Genomic DNA, 412 nt, shown 5'->3' with positions numbered 1-412 from the left:
GTGCGCGTTGACCAGGTGGTAGAGGGCCGCGCCCTCGTGCACCGGGGACACCAGCCACTCCTGGGCGGCCGTCCCGTCGTCCTTGCCCTGCTGCACCCGGGCACCGCTGCCCTTGGCCGCGCCGTGCACCTCCAGCACCAGGCCGCTGCCCACATTGCGCAGACGGTATGTGCCCGCCTCGACGACGGGCGCCGGATCGCTGCTCATTGCTCTGTTCACTCCCGGGACGTGGGGCTGTGGACCGACGACGGCGCCCCCACCGCCGTGACGGTGGGGGCGCCGGGGGCACCTGGCGCTCAGGCGCCGAGGTTGAACTCCGCCGGGTCCGGGCCGAGCCGCTTGCCCTCGTCCAGCGCCGCGAAGGCGGCGAGGTCGTCGGCGTCCAGCTCGAAGCCGAACACGTCGATGTTCT

The 412-nt window shown here is 73.3% G+C and carries 1 protein-coding gene and 1 pseudogene; both read right to left on the bottom strand.

All coding sequences use genetic code 11. From position 1 onward, the window contains the following. The coding region (locus RM844_RS33160; RefSeq protein WP_311671129.1) for an RICIN domain-containing protein at window positions 1-207 on the bottom strand (207 nt) is incomplete at its 3' end. Between the two features lie 89 nt (window positions 208-296). Beyond that, window positions 297-412, bottom strand: a pseudogene (locus RM844_RS33155) (aldo/keto reductase); the annotation flags it as partial.

This window comes from Streptomyces chisholmiae (assembly GCF_031845445.1).
GTDB classification, from domain to species: domain Bacteria; phylum Actinomycetota; class Actinomycetes; order Streptomycetales; family Streptomycetaceae; genus Streptomyces; species Streptomyces chisholmiae.
The sequence above is the reverse complement of the archived record's forward strand: the minus strand, read 5'-3'. Positions and strand labels throughout refer to the sequence as shown.